This window comes from Streptomyces crystallinus (assembly GCF_039521265.1).
GTDB classification, from domain to species: domain Bacteria; phylum Actinomycetota; class Actinomycetes; order Streptomycetales; family Streptomycetaceae; genus Streptomyces; species Streptomyces crystallinus.
Genome location: NZ_BAAACA010000037.1, coordinates 22,312 through 39,405, shown reverse-complemented (window position 1 = coordinate 39,405; position 17,094 = coordinate 22,312). Strand labels below are relative to the sequence as shown.

At 70.8% G+C, this 17,094-nt stretch carries 14 protein-coding genes; 10 read left to right on the top strand and 4 right to left on the bottom strand.

Translation table 11 applies throughout. The features are described 5' to 3' along the window. The first annotated feature begins 2 nt into the window (after positions 1 to 2). The 7 genes from nadC (at position 3) to ABD236_RS25420 (ending at position 4,806) form a co-directional block, all read left to right on the top strand. Positions 3 to 1,013, top strand: a complete 1,011-nt coding sequence (gene nadC / locus ABD236_RS25450) for a carboxylating nicotinate-nucleotide diphosphorylase (RefSeq protein WP_344077239.1) — start codon at positions 3 to 5, stop codon at positions 1,011 to 1,013. 3 nt (positions 1,014 to 1,016) lie between these two features. Next, positions 1,017 to 1,823 carry a type III pantothenate kinase gene (locus ABD236_RS25445; protein ID WP_344077237.1) on the top strand — a complete coding sequence of 269 codons (807 nt, stop codon included), beginning with the start codon at positions 1,017 to 1,019 and terminating at the stop codon, positions 1,821 to 1,823. 458 nt (positions 1,824 to 2,281) lie between these two features. Further along, complete coding sequence (locus ABD236_RS25440; protein ID WP_344077235.1) at positions 2,282 to 2,875, top strand: hypothetical protein; 594 nt, start codon at positions 2,282 to 2,284, stop codon at positions 2,873 to 2,875. Between the two features lie 14 nt (positions 2,876 to 2,889). Further along, positions 2,890 to 3,069: a hypothetical protein gene (locus ABD236_RS25435; RefSeq protein WP_344077233.1), complete on the top strand. Its 180-nt coding sequence runs from the start codon at positions 2,890 to 2,892 to the stop codon at positions 3,067 to 3,069. 236 nt (positions 3,070 to 3,305) lie between these two features. Further along, positions 3,306 to 3,785: a BlaI/MecI/CopY family transcriptional regulator gene (locus ABD236_RS25430; RefSeq protein WP_344077231.1), complete on the top strand. Its 480-nt coding sequence runs from the start codon at positions 3,306 to 3,308 to the stop codon at positions 3,783 to 3,785. 9 nt (positions 3,786 to 3,794) lie between these two features. After that, on the top strand, positions 3,795 to 4,316 hold the full coding sequence (locus ABD236_RS25425) for an amino-acid N-acetyltransferase (protein ID WP_190092558.1): 522 nt from the start codon (positions 3,795 to 3,797) through the stop codon (positions 4,314 to 4,316). Positions 4,317 to 4,470: 154 nt separating this feature from the next. Beyond that, positions 4,471 to 4,806 (top strand): histone-like nucleoid-structuring protein Lsr2, encoded by a 336-nt coding sequence (locus ABD236_RS25420; RefSeq protein ID WP_344077228.1) that lies wholly within the window; start codon positions 4,471 to 4,473, stop codon positions 4,804 to 4,806. Here the strand turns inward: ABD236_RS25420 and ABD236_RS25415 are convergent. Continuing rightward, positions 4,785 to 5,468: an SCO3374 family protein gene (locus tag ABD236_RS25415; RefSeq protein WP_344077226.1), complete on the bottom strand. Its 684-nt coding sequence runs from the start codon at positions 5,466 to 5,468 to the stop codon at positions 4,785 to 4,787. The two genes, ABD236_RS25420 and ABD236_RS25415, sit on opposite strands and share 22 nt — an antisense overlap. 451 nt (positions 5,469 to 5,919) lie before the next feature. Between ABD236_RS25415 and ABD236_RS25410 the strand changes: the two genes are divergently transcribed. Beyond that, the gene (locus tag ABD236_RS25410; protein ID WP_344077224.1) at positions 5,920 to 8,445 is read left to right on the top strand and encodes an ATP-dependent Clp protease ATP-binding subunit; all 2,526 of its coding nucleotides are present in this window, start codon (positions 5,920 to 5,922) and stop codon (positions 8,443 to 8,445) included. A gap of 340 nt (positions 8,446 to 8,785) precedes the next feature. Here the strand turns inward: ABD236_RS25410 and ABD236_RS25405 are convergent, their stop codons facing one another. Continuing rightward, entirely contained in the window at positions 8,786 to 11,974 is a 3,189-nt protein-coding gene (locus ABD236_RS25405; RefSeq protein WP_344077222.1) for an NACHT domain-containing protein, read from the bottom strand. A gap of 299 nt (positions 11,975 to 12,273) precedes the next feature. Between ABD236_RS25405 and ABD236_RS25400 the strand changes: the two genes are divergently transcribed. Then, positions 12,274 to 12,888: a M23 family metallopeptidase gene (locus ABD236_RS25400; RefSeq protein WP_344077219.1), complete on the top strand. Its 615-nt coding sequence runs from the start codon at positions 12,274 to 12,276 to the stop codon at positions 12,886 to 12,888. Positions 12,889 to 12,892: 4 nt separating this feature from the next. Here ABD236_RS25400 and ABD236_RS25395 read toward each other — a convergent pair whose 3' ends face one another. Beyond that, positions 12,893 to 13,453 carry a TetR/AcrR family transcriptional regulator gene (locus tag ABD236_RS25395; RefSeq protein WP_344077217.1) on the bottom strand — a complete coding sequence of 187 codons (561 nt, stop codon included), beginning with the start codon at positions 13,451 to 13,453 and terminating at the stop codon, positions 12,893 to 12,895. 107 nt (positions 13,454 to 13,560) lie between these two features. Here ABD236_RS25395 and ABD236_RS25390 point away from each other — a divergent pair, with 107 nt between their 5' ends. Then, positions 13,561 to 15,138 carry an MDR family MFS transporter gene (locus tag ABD236_RS25390; protein WP_344077215.1) on the top strand — a complete coding sequence of 526 codons (1,578 nt, stop codon included), beginning with the start codon at positions 13,561 to 13,563 and terminating at the stop codon, positions 15,136 to 15,138. A gap of 570 nt (positions 15,139 to 15,708) precedes the next feature. Here the strand turns inward: ABD236_RS25390 and cseC are convergent. Beyond that, complete coding sequence (cseC, locus tag ABD236_RS25385; RefSeq protein WP_344077212.1) at positions 15,709 to 17,049, bottom strand: two-component system sensor histidine kinase CseC; 1,341 nt, start codon at positions 17,047 to 17,049, stop codon at positions 15,709 to 15,711. Between the last annotated feature and the right edge of the window lie 45 nt (positions 17,050 to 17,094).

The following is a 17,094-nucleotide window of genomic DNA, read 5'->3' as shown; positions in this document are numbered from 1 at the left end:
CCGTGAGCACCCCCGACGAACACCGTCCCGAGCCGGTGGACGTACCGCTGATCCAGATCGGCGTCCCCGCGAGCGGAGGCGGCTGCGGCGACGACTGCGGCTGCGGCGACGAGGACGTGTACGAGTGCGGCCTCGACCCCTCGCTGGCCGCGCTGCTCGCCGAGTCGGGCCTGGACCCGGTCCAGGTCGAGGACATCGCGCACGTCGCCATCGAGGAGGACCTCGACGGCGGCGTGGACGTGACGACCGCGGCGACCGTCCCCGAGGACGCCGTCGCCACCGCCGACTTCACCGCGCGCGAGGCCGGTACGGTCGCGGGCCTGCGGGTCGCCGAGGCGATCCTGTCGATCGTGTGCACCGAGGAGTTCGAGGTCGAGCGACACGTCGCGGACGGCGACCGCGTCGAGGCCGGCCAGAAGCTGCTGAGCGTCACCACGCGCACCCGCGACCTGCTCACCGCCGAGCGCAGCGCGCTCAACATCCTGTGCCGTCTGTCCGGCATCGCGACCGCCACGCGCGCGTGGGCGGACGCCCTGGAGGGCACGCGCGCGAAGGTGCGCGACACCCGCAAGACGACGCCGGGGCTGCGCGCCCTGGAGAAGTACGCGGTGCGCTGCGGCGGCGGCGTCAACCACCGGATGTCGCTCTCCGACGCGGCGCTGGTCAAGGACAACCACGTGGTGGCCGCGGGCGGCGTCGCCGCGGCCTTCAAGGCCGTACGGGAGATGTTCCCGGAGGTGGCGATCGAGGTCGAGGTCGACACGCTCGACCAGGTCGGCGAGGTCCTGGAGGCGGGCGCCGACCTGATCCTGCTGGACAACTTCACCCCGGAGCAGACCGCCCGGGCCGTCGAACTCGTCGCCGGGCGCGCCTTCCTGGAGTCCTCGGGCCGCCTCACCCTGGAGAACGCGGCGGCGTACGCGGCGACCGGCGTCGACTACCTGGCGGTCGGCGCGCTCACGCACTCCTCCCCGATCCTCGACATCGGCCTCGATCTGCGCGAGGCGGCGTAACCGATGCTGCTGACGATCGACGTAGGCAACACGCACACGGTCCTCGGCCTCTTCGACGGCGAGGAGGTCGTCGAGCACTGGCGCATCTCCACCGACTCGCGGCGCACCGCCGACGAGATGGCGGTCCTGCTCAACGGGCTGATGGGCATGCACCCGCTGCTCGGCGCCGAGCTGGGCGACAACATCGAGGGCATTGCGATCTGTTCGACGGTGCCGTCGGTGCTGCACGAGCTGCGCGAGGTGACCCGCCGCTACTACGGCGACGTCCCGGCGGTCCTGGTCGAGCCCGGCATCAAGACCGGCGTCCCGATCCTCATGGACAACCCCAAGGAGGTCGGCGCCGACCGCATCATCAACGCGGTCGCGGCGGTCGAGCTGTACGGGGGCCCGGCGATCGTCGTCGACTTCGGCACGGCGACCACGTTCGACGCGGTGAGCGCGCGCGGGGAGTACGCGGGCGGGGTGATCGCCCCCGGCATCGAGATCTCCGTGGAGGCGCTCGGCGTCAAGGGCGCCCAGCTCCGCAAGATCGAACTGGCCCGGCCGCGGGCGGTGATCGGCAAGAACACGGTCGAGGCGATGCAGGCGGGGATCGTGTACGGGTTCGCCGGGCAGGTCGACGGGGTGGTGACCCGGATGGCCCGCGAGCTGGTCGGTCCCGGGGGCGACCCGTCCGACGTCACGGTGATCGCCACGGGTGGGCTGGCGCCGATGGTGCTGGGGGAGGCGCATGTGATCGACGAGCATGAGCCGTGGTTGACGTTGATCGGGCTGCGGTTGGTGTACGAGCGCAACATCTCCCGCATGTAGGAGGCCCCTCCCCGCCCCTTCCCTAAACCCTCCGGGGGTGGGGGCCTCCCAGGGGGCGAGGCCCCCGGCCCCCGAGCGGGGGCTGCGCCCCCTGCTGCCATTCCCGCTGCGCGCTCGGCTGCCAGCCGGTGGCCTCTTCCCGCGCAGTTCCCCGCGCCCCTTAGGTAGGAGGCCGCGGCCAGAATTCCCAGCTCGGCCACGAGCTTTTAGGGGCGCGGGGAACTGCGCGAGAAGCGGCCACCGGCCCGCAGCCAGCTAGCTGCCCAGGGGCGCGGGGAACTGCGCGATCAGCCCCCCCCACCGTCCGCGGACAAACAGCAGGCCGCCCGCCGGAGGGCTTTCGGGAAGGGGTGGGGTGGGGAAAAAACAACTCGCCCACCAACACCCCATTAAACGGATTTTGTCCCTTTCCGACGTATTGTCGGTTCATGCCCACGCCTTACGGATCCCGCGGCGGAATGGCGTTCGGCGCAGACGAGCTGCGTGTGCTCCGACGCGCCCTCGCCGTCGCCCTCCATCCCACCCCCCTCGCGGACGCGGACGTCCAGGACTGCCTCCGGCTGGCCGGCTCCGTGGACGAGGCCGTGCGCGAGGCGAACCGGCTGCGCGCCTTCCTGCTGGCCGATCTCGCCCGCTACCGCACCGCCCTCCCCGGCTCCGCCCCGGGCTATCTGGAGCTGCTCCAGGACGCCCTGGCGGCCGGCTACGACCCGACCCCGGACGACCTCGCCGCCCTGCGCGCCCTGCGGACGCTCCCGGTGGCGGCGCTGCTGCTGGAGCGGTGCAGACGCCTCGCCGAGCACTCCGTACGGGCCCGGCTCGCCGCCGTGACCCCGGGGCCGCGCACCCGGCTGCTCGCCCTGCCCGGCGGGCGCGCCTCGCAGGACCCGAAACCGGGGGCGAAGCCGCAGCCCAAGCCCACCTCCGAGCCCGCGCCCGCCCGGCCGCAGCCCAAGGCGCCGCGCCCGGACCGGCCCATCCCCACGCCCGGCGAGGTGTTCCCGCCGCGCCGCAAGCCCGTGCCCCCGCCCGCCGCCCGCGCCGCCGGGTAGCTACCCTGGTCGGCATGGACTACGTTTCCGCGCTCCTTCCCCCCGTGGTGATGGCCGTCTTCTTCATCGGGCTCATCGTGACGATCGTCAAGAGCCAGGGCGGCCCCAACAAGGGCAAGGAGGACGCGGCCGTGGACGCCGCGCTCGCCCGCGCCGAGGCCGCCCAGCAGCGGCCGACCACCGGCCAGGCCTGACCGCACGACGGGGCCGCAGACGGGCCCCATGGCAGGCCGCGCGACGGGACCGCGTGACCGGACCCCAGGCCCGGACCCCAGGCCCGGGCCACCAGCCCGGGCCCGCCCGGCCAGGCCCCCCCACGGCGCGTTTCACGCGTGAAGGGCGCGCGCCCCCATATCGGGGCGCGCGCCTTTTTGCTGTTCACCACCGTAAATAACCAGCCATTCAGGACATCTCCCACTATGGTGCAGATGTGCCTCGCCAATTGGGAGAGCTGGAAGACGCCGTCATGACGCGCGTCTGGCAGTGGAACCGTCCGGTGACCGTCCGGGAAGTCCTGGAAGACCTTCAGCAGGAACGGTCCATCGCGTACACGACCGTGATGACCGTAATGGACAATCTCCATCAGAAGGGCTGGGTCCGCCGGGAAGTCGACGGCCGCGCCTATCGATATACCGCGGTCTCCACCCGGGCCGCCTACGCGGCCGCACTGATGAACGAAGCGTGGTCGCAGAGCGACAACCCCGCGGCCGCCCTGGTCGCCTTCTTCGGCATGATGTCGCCCGAGCAGCGCGAGTCCCTGCGCGATGCCGTACGGATGGCCGGACAGCTGGAGGACAACCCGGATCGGGCCGATCACGCGGAGTCCCCGGAACAGGGCGCACAACGTGCCCCGCAAGAGGCGGCGCAAGCCGCAGAACCCGATGAGACCCAAGGCGGCGCGGGACGATAGCGTCCGCTCATGTCTTATGCCCCCGCAAATGCCGTCACCGTCCGCCGGGCCAGGACCAGCGATGTCCCGGCGGTCCGCCGCCTTCTCGACGCGTACGTCGGCGCGGGGATCCTGCTCGACAAAGCGACCGTGACGCTTTACGAGGACATCCAGGAGTTCTGGGTCGCGGAACGCGACTCGGATGCCCGGGTGGTCGGCTGCGGCGCGCTGCACGTGATGTGGGAAGACCTGGCCGAAGTGCGTACTCTCGCGGTGGACCGCGAGTTCAAGGGCGCCGGAGTGGGGCATCTGGTACTGGACAAGCTGCTCGGCACCGCCCGCTGGCTCGGTGTCCGCCGGGTTTTCTGTCTCACCTTCGAAGTGGACTTCTTCGCGAAGCACGGCTTCACCGAGATCGGGGAGACTCCGGTCGACACCGATGTCTACAGCGAGCTGTTGCGCTCGTATGACGAGGGTGTCGCCGAGTTCCTGGGTCTCGAACGAGTGAAGCCGAACACCTTGGGCAACAGCCGGATGCTTCTGCACCTGTGATCGCGGGAAGCCTGTGGAAGCCGGTAGAGCCCTATGTCCGAATCGCGTACGTTTCCCGCTGTGCAAGCTCCCTGAACCTCTGCCGGGGGTTTGTGTTTTCCAGGCAAAAGCGGTTTCCTTTCCGCGTACTGCATTTTCGATGAAAGGAAATCCGGTGGCACAGAAGGTTCAGGTCCTTCTTGTCGATGACCTCGACGGCGGCGAGGCGGACGAGACCGTGACGTTCGCTCTCGACGGCAAGACCTACGAGATCGACCTCACCACCGCCAACGCGGACAAGCTCCGGGGTCTGCTCGACCCGTACACCAAGAGCGGACGCCGTACCGGTGGCCGCGCGGCCGGCGGCCGGGGCAAGGCCCGCGGCGCCGCTCCGGCGGGTCAGGACACCGCCCAGATCCGCAAGTGGGCCAAGGAGCAGGGCTACAGCGTGAACGACCGCGGACGCGTCCCGGCCGATATCCGCGAGGCCTACGAGAAGGCGAACGGCTGAGTTCCCGCGTTACCCGACCTCTTCGCGTCGGCCCTTCGCGGGGTGAGCGCGGAGCCGGTTACCGATTTCGTGGGGAACAGGCGGGCCCGGTGGCATTCGGTCGCCGCCGCGGCCACCAGCCGGACGAGGTCGGGGGTGCCCCCACCGCCCCCGTCGTTCTTCGGTCCGGTGAATCCGGCGAAAGCCGGAAGGGTCGCTTCGACCTCGCATCCCGGCTCGGGAGGCCGCAGCCACACAGCGGTCTCCCGCGAGCCGTCCCGATCGGGCGGCAGGCCCCAGCCGGGCGGTACGGGAGCGGTGACGCGGCCGTCGGCGCCGACGGCCGACAGGTCCAGGCCGACCCCGCCCCACTCCAGCCAGTCGAGCAGCCCCGGCAGCTCCTCCGCGCTGCCCGCGGCCACCAGGAACCGCATCCGCCGCCCCACGAGGGCGACCGGGCCCGTGCGGGCGAACCGCCGCAGCAGGGTGGCGCCGGCGGGCGCCGGAAGGTCGAGCACGTCGAAGCGCAGCCCGGTCACCAGCCGCACCGGCAGCCCCGGCGCGACGGCCCAGCCGAGCTCCCGCTCGTACCACTGGGCGAGCGGGCGGCCGAGCGGGGCGCGCGGTGCGGGCACCTGCACGGGCGGGACCGAGAGCTCGGGGGAGGGCACGGTGAGGGCCATGACCGGAGCAACTCCTGAAACGGCCCGGAGTTACGCAGAGTTTCCGGCCGAATGCGTTCCGTACGCGCGCAGGGGGGCGCGTGGAAGCATTCGGCGGCGCAAGTGTGTTCGCCCGTAGCTGAGGGAACCGGGGCGCGCCGCATGGACTGTCCGTGCTGACGGGTAAGACATTCCTAGTGGGGAGGGGCGTGAAGCTCGCCGGGCCGTCTCGCGTTCGCCATCGGCGTAGTGGAGACAGGGGTATCTGCTTGGCCTGCGGGAACATCGTCTCGCACCATCGAGTTGGAGCAGTTGTCGACTGTTCGGCAGCAAGTTTCCCCGCCTGGGCGGGGGTGATCGGGTCGGATGTCGGCAGTTGGAATGAGCTGTCCCGTCCCACGGGACTAGCATGCGGAAGGACAGGGAGGGGACCGACCCCTAACTGCCCGACCGCTCTGAGGAGCGATTAACGATGTTCGAGAGGTTCACCGACCGCGCGCGGCGGGTTGTCGTCCTGGCTCAGGAAGAAGCCCGGATGCTCAACCACAACTACATCGGCACCGAGCACATTCTCCTGGGCCTGATCCACGAGGGTGAGGGTGTCGCCGCTAAGGCCCTGGAGAGCCTCGGGATTTCTCTTGAGGCGGTCCGCCAGCAGGTGGAGGAGATCATCGGCCAGGGCCAGCAGGCCCCGTCCGGTCACATCCCCTTCACGCCGCGTGCCAAGAAGGTCCTGGAGCTGTCGCTCCGCGAGGCCCTCCAGCTCGGCCACAACTACATCGGCACCGAGCACATCCTGCTCGGCCTGATCCGCGAGGGCGAGGGCGTCGCCGCCCAGGTCCTCGTGAAGCTGGGCGCCGATCTCAACCGGGTGCGGCAGCAGGTCATCCAGCTGCTCTCCGGCTACCAGGGCAAGGAAGCCGCCACCGCGGGCGGCCCGGCCGAGGGCACGCCTTCGACCTCCCTCGTCCTCGACCAGTTCGGCCGGAACCTCACCCAGGCCGCTCGTGAGTCCAAGCTCGACCCGGTCATCGGGCGCGAGAAGGAGATCGAGCGGGTCATGCAGGTGCTGTCCCGCCGTACCAAGAACAACCCGGTGCTCATCGGCGAGCCCGGCGTCGGCAAGACCGCCGTCGTCGAGGGCCTGGCGCAGGCCATCGTCAAGGGCGAGGTGCCCGAGACCCTCAAGGACAAGCACCTCTACACCCTGGACCTGGGCGCGCTGGTCGCCGGCTCGCGCTACCGCGGTGACTTCGAGGAGCGCCTGAAGAAGGTCCTCAAGGAGATCCGCACCCGCGGCGACATCATCCTGTTCATCGACGAGCTGCACACGCTCGTGGGTGCGGGTGCCGCCGAGGGCGCCATCGACGCGGCCTCGATCCTGAAGCCGATGCTGGCCCGCGGTGAGCTCCAGACCATCGGTGCCACCACGCTCGACGAGTACCGCAAGCACCTGGAGAAGGACGCCGCCCTCGAGCGCCGCTTCCAGCCCATCCAGGTCGCCGAGCCGTCGCTGCCGCACACCATCGAGATCCTCAAGGGTCTGCGCGACCGGTACGAGGCCCACCACCGCGTCTCCATCACGGACGAGGCCCTCGTCCAGGCGGCGACGCTGGCGGACCGCTACATCTCGGACCGCTTCCTCCCCGACAAGGCGATCGACCTGATCGACGAGGCGGGCTCCCGGATGCGCATCCGCCGGATGACCGCGCCGCCGGACCTCCGCGAGTTCGACGAGAAGATCGCGGGCGTGCGCCGCGACAAGGAGTCGGCCATCGACTCCCAGGACTTCGAGAAGGCGGCCTCTCTCCGCGACAAGGAGAAGCAGCTGCTCGCCGCGAAGGCCAAGCGCGAGAAGGAGTGGAAGGCCGGCGACATGGACGTCGTCGCCGAGGTCGACGGCGAGCTCATCGCCGAGGTCCTCGCGACCGCGACCGGCATCCCCGTCTTCAAGCTGACCGAGGAGGAGTCCTCGCGTCTGCTGCGCATGGAGGACGAGCTCCACAAGCGCGTCATCGGCCAGAAGGACGCCATCAAGGCGCTCTCCCAGGCGATCCGCCGCACCCGTGCGGGTCTGAAGGACCCGAAGCGCCCCGGTGGCTCGTTCATCTTCGCCGGCCCGTCCGGTGTCGGTAAGACCGAGCTCTCCAAGACGCTCGCCGAATTCCTCTTCGGCGACGAGGACGCGCTGATCTCCCTCGACATGTCGGAGTTCAGCGAGAAGCACACGGTCTCGCGCCTCTTCGGCTCCCCGCCCGGATACGTGGGCTACGAAGAGGGCGGCCAGCTGACCGAGAAGGTCCGCCGGAAGCCGTTCTCCGTCGTCCTCTTCGACGAGGTCGAAAAGGCCCACCCGGACATCTTCAACTCCCTGCTCCAGATCCTGGAGGACGGTCGTCTGACCGACTCCCAGGGCCGGGTCGTCGACTTCAAGAACACGGTCATCATCATGACCACGAACCTCGGCACCCGGGACATCTCCAAGGGCTTCAACCTGGGCTTCGCCGCCCAGGGCGATGTGAAGACCGGCTACGAGCGGATGAAGGCCAAGGTCAACGAGGAGCTGAAGCAGCACTTCCGCCCCGAGTTCCTGAACCGTGTCGACGACACGGTGGTCTTCCACCAGCTCACCGAGGAAGACATCATCCAGATCGTCGACCTCATGGTCGCCAAGGTGGACGAGCGGCTCAAGGACCGCGACATGGGCATCGAGCTGAGCTCCGAGGCCAAGTCGCTCCTGGCGAAGAAGGGCTACGACCCGATCCTGGGTGCCCGCCCGCTGCGCCGCACGATCCAGCGCGAGATCGAGGACATCCTCTCGGAGAAGATCCTCTTCGGCGAGCTGCGCCCCGGCCACATCGTGGTCGTCGACACCGAGGGCGAGGGCGAGGCGAAGAAGTTCACCTTCCGGGGCGAGGAGAAGTCGGCGCTGCCCGACGTCCCCCCGATCGAGCAGGCGGCCGGCGGCGCCGGCCCGAACCTGAGCAAGGAGGCGTAGCCTCCAGGGGCTCGTCTTGAGGGGCTGCCCCGGCTGGTACGGACGCGTTGTCGTCTGTACGGGCCGGGGCAGCCCCTTTTCGTACCTACGGCTAGGCGGGGCTGCGTTTCGTGACTCGGATGGCGGCCGGTGAAAGGGACGTGCGCGTGCCCGCAGGAAACCGACATAGGTGTACGACGGCGGCAATAAAGCCGCGCTACTCCGCTTCACCCTTTCGGTGGTCTGCTCGCCTAACCGTGCCGCATGTCGGGCGCGGAATGCGGCCGGCACTTGGTTCCGTATTTCGTGCGGAACCGCCGGCCCCAGCCCGGCTCCACAACCCGGGAGTTCACAGCGCCGCTCACAGCTCCACCGCCCCCTCCGCGACCACCTCGACCCCGTCCGGAACCCTCGCCCTTCCGGTCAGCGGGAGGCGCGAGCGGATCTGGAGCAGGGTTGGCGGGGCGTCGAGCCGGGTCAGGTCGTACTCCTGCTGGTTCGCCCACAGGTTGAGGACGTGCAGGCGAGGGAACAGGGCCGCGAAGGCGGCGAAGGCCTCGGGTGGCACCTGGTCGGTCAGGAACAGCTGGAACACCGAGGGCAGGGCGAGTCCGGGCGGGGCGCCGGCCAGGGAGGCGCCCGTCACGTGCAGGGTGCGCAGCCCGCCGATACGGGCCAGCTCCGCCCACTCCTCGGGGCCCTCGGGGCTGCTCCACGGGCCGAGGTAGAGGCTGGTCAGGCCCGGGGCGTTCGTCGCCAGGCCGTGCAGACCGGTCGCCGCGACCCCGACGACGTCGAGCGAGTCCAGCGGGGCGGTGGCCGGGAGCGAGGCGGGCGACCAGCTCAGCCGGTCGCCGCTCAGGGAGAGCGAGACGAGCCGGTGGAGCGAGCGCAGCGGGCTGAGGTCCGCGTTGCCGATCCGGGTCAGCGAGAGCCCCGCCAGCGGTTTGTCCCGCAGACCGCTGAGGTCGGTGAGCCGGTCGCAGTCGGTGACGCTCAGCTCGGTGAGCGGGTGCGGGCCCGCGAGGAACGACAGGTCCGTCAGGACGGGGTTCTCGCTGAGCCGCACCCGGCGCAGGGAGGCCTCGGCCGCGTACGCGCCCAGAGCCTCCGGGTCCAGGTCGCCGCGCGCCTCAAGGCCGGGGCGGGTGCCCAGGGCCCGCAGGGCGCGCAGCTGCTCCTCGGAGGTGACCGTGAAGAGGATGTCCTCGGGGTCGATCCCGGCGACGACCTCGTCCGCGTACTGCCGGGTGTCGAACCGGCCCCAGGACCACACCAGCTGGGCCCGCACCCGTCGGGCGGGATGGCCGCCGAAGCGGGCCAGGAACGGGATCGCGCGCTCCGAGTCCACGTGCGAGGCGGCGGTGACGACCAGGTCGGCCGTGTGCTTGTCCAGCCCTTCGGGGCCGGGCAGCAGGTCGAGGATCATCGGGCCCGCCGAGGCGAGGGCGCGGGCGGCGACGAGGTCGCGCGGGGGGATGAGCGCGGCCGTCCGCCGCTCGACCTCGGCCCGCACCCCGGCCGCGAGTTCGGCGGCGTGCTCCAGACAGGTCGCCGCGAGGAGGTGGACCCGGGTGCGCACGGCCGCGTCCGGGTGCTCGTCCCCGTACGCCAGCAGCTCTCCGAACAGCTCCACGCGCTCGCGCGGGCGCGCGTGGGCGACGGCCATGCGGATGACGTCCTCCCACTGGTCGTCGGGGGAGTGGGCGACGAGCAGCCCCAGGTCGCCGGCCTCGACGGCGGCCCGGGCGCCCAGGTAGTCCTGGAAGGTGCGGTGGATGAAGTCGACGGTGCCGGGGGCCGGTTCGCGCAGCAGGCCGCTGCGGTGCAGGAAGTGCTCGAAGACGGCCCGCGCGTCACCGAGCTCGGCCAGCTCCGGTACGGAGGGGAGCAGGTCGGCGATGACGGTCTCGGCGCGGCTGCGGTCCATCTCGGTGCGGCCGTTGCGGATCAGCCAGTACGCGAGCTGCTGGAGCAGCTGGATCTGCGGCTCCTGGCGGCGCTCGGGCACGCGCATGTCGCGTTCGCGGTCACGGCGGATGAGCAGCATGGACAGGGCCGCGTCGTACAGGTCCTTGCGGCCGTACGGCAGGAAGCCGCGCCGGTCGCGGTGCAGGGCGCAGATCAGCCCGCACATCAGCGGGTTGGTGGCGAGGCGCCCGAGGTCCGGTTTGGCGCGCACGGCCTGGAGGAGCTGGCTCTCGTACGCGGGGAGCTCGTCGTCGTCGGCCCCGGTCCGCGCCGCCTCGTGCCAGCGCCGGACGAAGGCCGCCACGTCCGTCGGGCTCATCGGGCAGAGCGCAAGCTCGGTGAAGCCCTCCTCGGCGAGCCAGTCCTCGACGACCGCCGAGGGGCGCGAGGTGACCAGCCAGCGGTTGCCGGGATAGGCCTCGACGAGGTCGCCCAGCCACGCGCGCGTGGCGGCCCGCTCGGAGTCGGGGATCTCGTCGATGCCGTCGACCAGCAGCAGGGCGCGCCCGTCCGCCAGGACCCTGGCCTCCCAGCCGGGCGGCTGCTCGCCCGCCAGCGGGGAGCCGACGGCGGCCAGGAAGTCCCTGGGCGCGGGCAGCCGGGCGCCGTGGCGGGTGAGGGTGCGCAGCGGCAGGACATAGGGGATGCGGTCGTAGAGGTAGGCGGTGGCGTGGTCGAGGTCGTCGCGCGCGGCGGACAGGGCGAGCCACTGCACGAGCGTGGTCTTGCCGGACCCGGCCTCGCCGCGCAGCAGGACGCGCTCGTGGTCGGCGAGGACGCGGTCGGCGGGCCGGGGAGCGAAGTCCTCCCCGGCGCTCAGGGCGCCCCGCGCCGGCGTGCGCTCCTCCTGCGTACGCCACGGCCGGGTCGCCTGCCCCGCCACCTCCAGCCGCATGTACGCGGTGTCCAGCGGCCATTTGCGGGGCGAGTTGGTGAGGTCGATCCCGTAGATCGTCAACTTGCCGTGCTTCGCGGTCAGATGGGCGAGATAACGGGCCTCGAAGTCCACGTCCCCGGCGTCGGCCCGGGGTGTACGGGCGATCAGCTCGTCCACGCGCGCGATGAGCTCGCTCTGCCGCCGGCTCTGCTCGACGAGGGTGGCGGGGACGAAGGCCGACCGCTGGGTGAAGAAGTGCAGGACGTGCAGACAGGTGGTGTCCAGCAGGCGCTCGTAGAGGCAGGTGGCGTCGGCGGAGAGGTGGCGCTCGGGGTGGTCGCCCGCGCGGCGCAGCTCGCGGGCGAGCTCCTGGTGGCCCAGGGCGACCGCTTCGGCGTCGCTGAGGGTGAGCTCACCGAGCGCGTAGAGGGTCCGGGCGAGCGCGTCGGCCACGGCCCGCTCCTCGTCGGCCGGGACCGGCGGCTCACCGGACCGCATGGCGGCCCTGACCAGCTTGGCGGTGAGGGCCCGCAGATCGGCCTGGCCGAGTGTGCGCTTCTCGCCCCGTAAGGAGACGTACGAGGAGATCCGCACGGGCCGGTCGACCAGACCGGCACCGGCCGGTTCGGGGGTGAAGAGGCGACGGATCAGCGGCGCGACGGCGGCGGACGCGACTTTGGCGGTGAGGAGTCCGGGTTCCACGACGCGCCAGCGTAGCCCCGCACACGGGACCTTGGTCCCGAAAGGGACGGACTTAGGTCCTTCCATGCCGGGCCGTCCGGTGACAAGGCGCACAGGCCCCCGGGCACCTACTACGACGGTTAGCACCGCATGCCCCGAGCATGGCGCGAATTCCCCGCCCACCCAATACGGCTTTCGCTAGTAGATGGGCGTTTTGGGCGTCGATGGGGGCCTGGGTTACCAAGGGATGCCGCCCGGCGCGCCACCATGCTCGCCGGGCCCGCTTCTGCCCCAGTCGTCCACTCGGAGGATGTCCCCGCATGTCCCAGCGCCCCGCTTCCCGTACGCCCCGCCCGACCGTCCTCCGTCTGTGCGCCGCCGCCGTGGGCGCCGGCCTGGGAGCGACGGCCCTGCTGGGCGCCGGGACGGCAGCCGCCGCCGACAAGGCGGTGGGCGCGGCCGCGTCCGTGGCGGCGCAGGCCGACGCACAGGCCAAGGCGGCGGCGAAGAAGACCGCCTCCTGGGTGGACCCGGTGGACACGTACAAGCTGAGCGCCACCTTCGGCACCGGCGGCTCGATGTGGGCGCACAAGCACTCCGGCCAGGACTTCGCGGTGCCGATCGGCACCCCGGTCAAGGCGGTGCACTCGGGCACGGTCGTCAAGGCGGGCCCGAACGGCGGCGGCGACGGCCCCGCGTACGGCAACGCCATCGTGATCCGGCACGCCGACAACACGTACTCGCAGTACGCCCACCTGTCGCGGATCGACGTCCGCGTCGGCCAGTCGATCTCCACCGACCAGCGGATCGCGCTGTCGGGCAACACGGGCAACTCCAGCGGCCCGCATCTGCACTTCGAGATCCGCAGGACGGCGAACTACGGCTCGGCGGTGAACCCGGTGGCGTTCCTGCGCACGGCGGGCGTGAAGGTCTGAGGGACTACTGCCCGCCCCCGTGGGCCTGCGTCACCAGATCGATGGCGACTTCGAGGATGGCCTTCCGCTTCTCCTCGGGGTCGCCTTCGAGGTCCTTGAGGGCGTACATGCCCACGTGCATGGAGAAGAGCGCGGTGAAGCAGCGGATCTGGTCGGCCACGGGCGCGCCCGGGTCCTTGAGGAGCTCGACCATCGCGAGGACGCGGTCCTTGAAGTTCTCCCCGATGGAGAGCTCGCGGACGGTGGCCTGGTTCTCCTGCATGAAGCGGAAGAGCGGGGCGGCGCCGGTCAGGGCCTCGCTGTAGAGCCGCAGGATCTCGATCTTCGATTCCAAGGTACGGGGCTGCGTCTTCCCCCATTCCAGCAGCTCGTCCATCGGCCTGGTGAGGTCCTGAAAGAGGCTCACCAGGATGTCTTCCTTGGTTTTGAAGTGGTAGTAGAGCGCCGCCTTGGTGACGTCGAGCCGCTCCGCGATCTCACGCAACGAGGTCTTCTCGTACCCCTGCTCGCCGAAGAGCTCCAGGGCCACATCCTGGATGCGCTGGCGGGTGTTGCCTCTGGCCATCGAGCTCTCCTGAAAACTTACTTGACGCCCGGCTAGTAGGGGGTCTACTTTCCCCAGTGTAGTAACTAGCCGGGCGGCAAGTAAGTGTGGGGCAGGGAGTGGAAGACATGGCACAACAGATTCAGCCGGAGCCAGCGGCGGGACCGAAGCAGCGCAGCGTACGGGTGGTCCTGCTGGCCCTGATGATCGCGATGCTCCTCGCGATGCTCGACAACATGATCGTCGGCACCGCGATGCCCACCATCGTCGGCGACCTCGGCGGCATGGCCCACCTCTCCTGGGTCGTCACCGCGTACACCCTGGCCACCGCCGCCTCCACGCCCATCTGGGGCAAGCTCGGCGACATGTACGGCCGCAAGGGCGCCTTCCTCAGCTCCATAGTGGTCTTCCTCGCGGGCTCCGCGCTCAGCGGCATGGCCCAGGGCATGGGCCAGCTGATCGGTTTCCGGGCGATCCAGGGCCTGGGCGCCGGCGGTCTGATCGTCGGCGTCATGGCGATCATCGGCGAGCTGATCCCGCCCCGCGAGCGCGGCAAGTACCAGGGCATGATGGCCGGTGTCATGGGCATCGCCATGATCGGCGGCCCGCTGGTCGGCGGCTCCATCACCGACCACCTCGGCTGGCGCTGGTCCTTCTACATCAACCTGCCCCTCGGCGCGGTCGCCCTCGCGATGGTCACGGCGGTCCTGCACCTCCCGAAGAAGACGTCCAAGCCGAAGATCGACTACCTCGGTACGGTGCTGCTGACCGTCGGCATCACCGCGATCGTGCTGGTCACCACTTGGGGCGGGACGGAGTACGCCTGGGGCTCGGCCCGGATCATGGAGCTGATCGCCCTCGGCGTGGCGTCCCTGGTCGGCTTCTTCTTCGTCGAGACGAAGGCGGCGGAGCCGATCGTGCCGCTGCACATCTTCCGCAGCCGCAACTTCTCCCTGATGGCGACGATCGCGTTCATCACGGGCTTCGTGATGTTCGGCGCGGTGCTGTTCCTCCCGCTCTACCAGCAGTCGGTACAGGGCGCGTCCGCGACGAACTCGGGTCTGCTCCTGCTGCCCATGCTCCTCTCGATGACCGTCGTGTCCCTCTTCGCGGGACGCGTCACCACCTCGACCGGGCGCTACAAGGCGTTCCCGATCGTCGGCAGCGTCCTGATGGTGGTCGGGCTCTACCTCCTCTCCACCATGGACACCGGCACCACCCGCCTCACCTCCGGCCTCTACATGGCGGTGCTCGGCGCCGGCATGGGCTGTCTGCTCCAGATCACCATGCTGGTGGCGCAGAACAGCGTCGAGATGAAGGACATCGGCGTCGGCTCCTCCACGAGCACGCTGGCGCGTACGCTCGGCTCCTCCTTCGGCGTGGCCATCATGGGGGCGCTCTTCAACAGCCGCGTCCAGGACGAGATGTCCGCCCGGGGCGGGGCCGGGGTCACCCAGCAGTCCGCCCAGCTCGACGCGGCGAGCCTGGCGAAGCTGCCGGAGTCGCTTCGGGAGGCGTATCAGCACGCGGTGTCCTCCGGGACGCACGGGGCGTTCATCCTCGGCGCGGCGGTCGCCCTCGGGGCGCTGCTGGCTTCCTTGTTCGTCAAGGAGGTGCCGTTGCGGGGGGCGGGGCCGCAGGGGGGTGCGGCGGGTGACGGGGGTGCTGCGGAGGCGGTGTCTTCGGCGGTACGCGAGCGGGTCTGACCCGGGGTTTTGCCCCCACCCCGCCCCTTCCCTAAACCCTCCGGGGGTGGGAGGGGGGCGGAGGTGTTTTCCCGGGGGCTACGCCCCCGGACCCCTGAGCGGGGGCTCCGCCCCCTGCGCCCCCGATCGGGGCTGCGCCCCCTGGAAACCCGTTTTCGTCTGCGGGCCGTGGCCGGTTGCTCGCGCAGTTCCCCGCGCCCCTGGAAACCCGTCTTCGTCTGCTGGTCGTGGCCGCTTCTCGCGCAGTTCCCCGCGCCCCTAAACCCGTCTTTGTCTGCGGGCTGTGGTCGGTTGCTCGCGCCGTTCCTCGCGCCCCTAAAAGATTAAAGACGGGGGCTCGGGGGGGGGGTGTCTGCGGCCTTTGTGTGTGCGGTGGGGGGTCGCTGATGACCCGCGTGGGTGGGGGTGTGGAGGGGTGTCCCCGCAAGGAGGAGCGCATCAGTGGCCGGAAGGCTTGTGGAGGCCGTACGCGCGACGAGAGAGGAGACACCCCTCCGCGCCCCCACCCACCCCACCACCGGACCTGCGCCACCCCCACCGGACCTCAGCCCTGCGCCGCAGGCACCCGCCCTAGGCCTGCGGCGGCAAGGTCGGGAAGCTTCCCGTCGCCGTCGGGGCGTGCTCCGGAAGCCACAGCACCGCAATCGCTCCCCCAGCCGAACCAGAACCCGAACCCGAACCCGAGCCAGAACCCGCACCCGCCCCCTCCGGCGCCGCGTTCCGGAACGTCAACCTCGCCCCCAACACCCGCGCCTGCCCCGCCGCAATAGTCAGCCCCAGCCCGTGCCCATGCCCGGCCCGGTCGCTGCTCCCCGTACGGAACCGGCTCGGCCCCTCCCGCAGCAGCGCCTCCGGGAACCCGGGCCCGTGGTCGCGCACCCGTACCACCCGGCCCTCCACCGTGACCTCCACCGGCCCCCGGCCGTGCTTCGCCGCGTTCCCCAGCAGGTTCCCCAGAATCCGCTCCAGCCGCCGAGGATCCGTGTTCACCCACGACTCGTGCACCACCCGGACCACCACCTCCGGATCCAGCAGCGCCACCCGCCGGCTCACGAACTCCCCCAGCGCGATCTCCTGAAGCTCCGCCCGCTCCGACGCGCTGTCCAGCCGCGCCACCTCCAGCACGTCCTCCACCAGCGTCCGCATCGCCTGAGCCCGGTTCCGTACCAGCTCGGTAGGCCGCCCCGGCGGCAACAGCTCAGCCGCCGTCAGCAGCCCCGTAACCGGCGTACGCAACTCATGAGCGATATCGGCGGTCACCCGCCGCTCGGCCTCCAGCCGCTCCTGGAGGGCATCGGTCAGCGCGTCGACAGCCCGGGCCAGCTCGTCCGTCTCATCCCGCACGACCCCGCCGATGGCGTCCCGCACCCGTACGTCCGTATGCCCCTCCGCCACCCGCGTCGCCGCCGCCGCGGCCTTCCGCAGCCGGCGCGAGATCTGCCCCCCGATGAGGATCCCGAGCGCACACCCGCCGAACACCACCGCCACCGAGCCGATCACCAGCGCCCGGTCGAGGTCGGAGATCACATTGGAGCTGCGGTCGGTGAAGGTGCTGTGCAGCGACAGGACGTCACCGTTGCCCACCGGCACGGCCGCCCAGATGTCCGGCACCCCGCTCTTCGGCTCCTGCACGGACGTCGCCTTGCGCCCCCGGTCCGTCTTGGCCTTCAGATCGGCCGGCAGCGCCGGGTCGTTGAGCTTCGCGCCGAACCGGGTCTGCTTGCTCGTCTCATAGATGCGCTGTGCGAACAGCACCCGGTCGAGCTGGAGGTCGCGCGCGTTGTCGAGCATCGAGACCCGTGCCGCGTTGTGCACGACGAGGCTGAGCGCCATCACGGTCAGCGCCCCGACGGCCGTGATGGCGATACTGATCTTCCAGCGGACGCCGGTCCGCAGGGCGGGCCGCCTCACTCGCCCCTCACGCCTTCCGCCCGGCCTTGCGCCCGCCTCACGCCC